Source organism: Microcystis sp. M53603_WE2, from assembly GCF_030065435.1.
In genome coordinates, this window is sequence record NZ_JASJFF010001059.1 from 1 (window position 1) to 3760 (window position 3760).

A 3760-nucleotide genomic window follows, 5' to 3' on the forward strand; every position below is an offset into this window, starting at 1 on the left:
AAGGTATAACCATAGAAGTTGCTGAATTTCTCAAAAAGTTTCATCTCTTCTTCGGTTTCACGAATAACCGATGAGCTACTTGGGCTGATTTCCAGCTGCCCGATTCGCTCACGGAGAGGTTGATAATAATTTAGCCACCAAAGCTGACTGGGCAGCCTCTGGGTAGAAAGTACCTTAAAACCAGACCTATTAGCCCGAACGATATTCTCAAACTCATTACCCATCATAGGATAGGCGTTTTGCCAATAGGCCACAGCCGGCTCTGGCAGCTCATCAGTAAACCAACTCATCTCCGAGATGACGGCGATCCCGTTGTTAGAAACAAGCGGTCGCCAGATTTTAAGAGCCTGCTCAAACCCAAGATTATAAGCAGCCCCCTCAGACCAAAGTAGATCAACTGAACCCACTGACCAATCAAGTTTAGCCATGTCACCATGAATTGGAATGATTAAATGCTCAAGACCAAGCTGTTTTGCTCGGGTTTTGAGTTCGTCGATAAAAACCGACGAGGAATCCACTGCCATGACAGGGCTTTGGTAGTATTGTGCCAGCAGTAAAGCACTAGCACCACTTCCACATCCTAGATCGGCAATTCGCGGCTTGAGGGGCAAAATAGAGAGATTACTCAAAATTTTTAGGGAGAAGTCAGAGTCGCCGGGCCCTTTACGGTCAAGTCCGCGGTGTAAATCAGTTAAAGCGGCAACATACTCAGTTTGATTGTCTGTAGTCATAGAGATTTTTGCTGGCTCTAATAGCTGAAAACAGCCCATTCCTAGCTTAATCGGTTAGGCGATCGTTCCCGTCAGGGGGGAACTAGGACTAGCATAGGACTTAATCGGCATTCTTCCCGCTAAATAGGCTAAACGTCCCGCTTTTGCTGCCATTGCCATGGCTTGGGCCATCATAGCTGGATTGGCCGCCATAGCGATCGCACTGTTAATTAATAAAGCATCCGCACCCATTTCCATGGACCGGGCCGCTTCTGAGGGTGTACCGATCCCGGCATCTACCACCACGGGAATTTGGGCCGATTCGATGATAATTGCGATATTTGCCTCATTTTTCAGCCCCTGTCCCGACCCGATCGGCGATCCCAGCGGCATAACCGTGGCGCAGCCAGCCTCCTCTAAACGTTTGGCTAAGAGAGGATCGGCGTTAATATAGGGCAGTACGGCAAAACCTTCTTTAACTAATTGTTCCGCCGCTTGCAAAGTTCCGATCGGATCGGGTAATAAATATTTAGGATCGGGAATAACTTCGAGTTTAATAAAGTTATTGTCTTCCTGTCCCAATAATTTGGCCATTTCTCGCCCTAAACGGGCCACCCGAATCGCTTCTTCGGCCGTTTGACAACCAGCAGTGTTGGGTAACATCCAGATTTTCGACCAATCGATCGCCGCTGCTAATCCCTCATGGCCGGGTGCGTTCGTTTGTACTCGTCTAACGGCGACGGTGACAATCTGACATTCACTGGCACTAATACTTTCCTGCATAGTCGTCAGATTGGCATATTTGCCAGTCCCAGTCATCAAGCGGGAGTGAAAGGTTTTCCCGGCAATGGTGAGGCGATCATTCTGGGGCGATAAAAGTGCTTGGGGTTTATTCTCAATAATAGTTAAGGACATAGATGGAATAGTAATGGGTGATGGTTGATTAAAGCGATCGCAGCTAAAATGGGTCAAAATGGGATTAACTTTGTCATTAATCACCAGGTCAGCAATCAAGGAAGCAGTGACGGGAGCGAGTAAAATGCCATTGCGATAGTGACCAGTAGCTAAAATCAGGTTATCACAGCTACTGCGGCCTAAAATGGGCAATTCATCCGCTGTACCCGGACGGAATCCCCACCACATTTCCTCGATTTCCCAGTCAGCTAAAGGGGGATAGAGACGGGTAGCGCGCGCAAAAAGGGCTTGTAGTCCTTGGGGTGTATTACCCGTTTGCCAGGCCACTTTTTCGGAAGTGGCCCCGATAATTAAACGACCATTGCGACGGGGAACCAGATAGGTTTGCGGACCGAATAAAACCCTAGCTAAGGTCTGGTTAGGGGGCATTTTTACTGCGGCCATTTGACCTTTGACGGGATGGATAGGGAGGGGTAAAAGTTGACTCGTCCAGGATCCCGCCGCTAAAATGTAAATTTTTGCTTCTAATTCCCCAATTGAGGTATAAATACTCTTGACTTTTCCCTGCTTTTGCTGTATGGCGTGGACTTCTATGCCTTGGCGAATTTCTACCCCTAAATTTTCGGCCGCTTGTTGCAGCCCAGTCACTAGCTGCCGGTTATCCACTTGTCCATCGTCGGGATACCACCAACCACCGATCACATCTTTACCTAGTCCGGGTTGGTAGAGGTGAACTGCATTGCTGTCTAACCAAATTTTATTAGCTGTATTGGCAGTAATAGGCTGATCTAGCTCGTAAACGGGAGCAAGAATACCACAGGGATAGTAACCGCTGTTTATCCCCGTTAAATCCTCGATTTTGCGGCTCCACTCTGGATATAGCCAGCGTGATCGCAGACAAAGATCGAGAAACGGACCCGGGGGAATCCCCTCCGCATGGGGGGCCAACATTCCCGCAGCCGCACGACTAGCGGCCTGAGCTATATCTCGAACTAGGAGGGTAACTTTTGCCCCGCGCAATTGCAAATCGACGGCGATCGCTAATCCGATGATACCACCGCCTACGATCAAAATTTCGCTAGTTGAGTTCTTGACCCTCCCATGGCTAAAAGCGAGGGATTCTTGGTTCAACGACATGGCTTAAAAATCTAAAGGAAATGTAACCTTGATCCTAACTCGCAATTAGTCAGCCGAGAGGAGGGAGAAGTGAGGCTACTGGCATAATTTAAGATTAAGATGATTTTTAGTCAATCTTTTCTAAGCTTCCCTTTTTCTTTAGAGCATTATGACTTCCCCTGCTGTCGATCGAGTTTATCAAGGTCAATTCGGAGAGTTTACGATTACGGATAGCGATCGCCTAGGGGTGCGTCTCTACCGTCTGGGTTTAAATTTAGCGGCTTTTAGTTTCGCTGTCGCTACAATTATAGTCCTCACCCGACCGCAATTACTGCCCCTGACTAACCTTTTATACATGGGTTTTTGTCTGGGGTTAGGCATCAGTTTATTGACTATCCATATTTATTTAATTCCCCTCCATCGTCTCCTGCAATTTTTTTGGCTAATCGGGGCGATTACTTCCCTAATTTTCAGCCTCTATTCTCACCTTTCTCCCCTAGAATTTGTCTATAACCATCCGGTGAGTTTATTCGGTGTGGGCTTTATTTTTGCTAGTCTCACGGGGATTTATTTCAAAGAAGCTTTTTGTTTTAATCGTCTAGAAACCAAGTTTTTAACCCCTCTAGTTCCCACCCTTTTACTCGGTCATCTTTTGGGGATATTGCCCTTAAATTGGGAAAAGGGGCTATTAATTCTCTGGGCGACTTTATTCGTTATCTTTGCTCTGAGAAAGTTAAGCCAACCTCTCCCCAACGATATCGGTGATAAATCAGTCTTTGAACATCTTAACCATTGATGAACTGATAACTGTCTCGGAGTCTCGGAGTCTCAACTAAGTAGGGAGGCACAATTATAGCGTTTACTGTTCGCAAGAGGTACATTATCGATGTTGAAAAGCTTAATTAGGGTCTGCTGAAAAAGTTTTTCCTAGGGGCAGGGTGTAGGGTGTAGGGTGTGGGGTGTGGGGTTTTACCGATTTTGAGGGGGTCAATTACCTAATTTTCAGGGAAAAAGTAGCT

3 protein-coding genes are annotated in these 3760 nt (G+C 46.8%); 1 reads left to right on the plus strand and 2 read right to left on the minus strand.

Annotated features, from left to right (window positions below; genetic code table 11):
* Both PX481_RS22295 and thiO read right to left on the minus strand, forming a co-directional pair.
* On the minus strand, positions 1–731 hold a 731-nt coding region (locus tag PX481_RS22295; RefSeq protein ID WP_288096098.1), incomplete at its 3' end, for an SAM-dependent methyltransferase.
* A 54-nt stretch (positions 732–785) separates the two neighbouring features.
* Positions 786–2762, minus strand: a complete 1977-nt coding sequence (thiO, locus tag PX481_RS22300) for a glycine oxidase ThiO (protein ID WP_288023457.1) — start codon at positions 2760–2762, stop codon at positions 786–788.
* A 148-nt stretch (positions 2763–2910) separates the two neighbouring features.
* Between thiO and PX481_RS22305 the strand changes: the two genes are divergently transcribed.
* Positions 2911–3537, plus strand: coding sequence for a DUF2301 domain-containing membrane protein (locus tag PX481_RS22305; RefSeq protein WP_004159461.1), 627 nt, complete (start codon positions 2911–2913; stop codon positions 3535–3537).
* Positions 3538–3760 lie beyond the last annotated feature (223 nt).

Excerpts from the sequence above, each read along its gene's own strand:
- PX481_RS22305 (WP_004159461.1), top strand. The coding sequence starts at position 2,911 with ATGACTTCCCCTGCTGTCGATCGAGTTTATCAAGGTCAATTCGGAGAG.
- thiO (WP_288023457.1), bottom strand. The coding sequence starts at position 2,762 with ATGTCGTTGAACCAAGAATCCCTCGCTTTTAGCCATGGGAGGGTCAAG.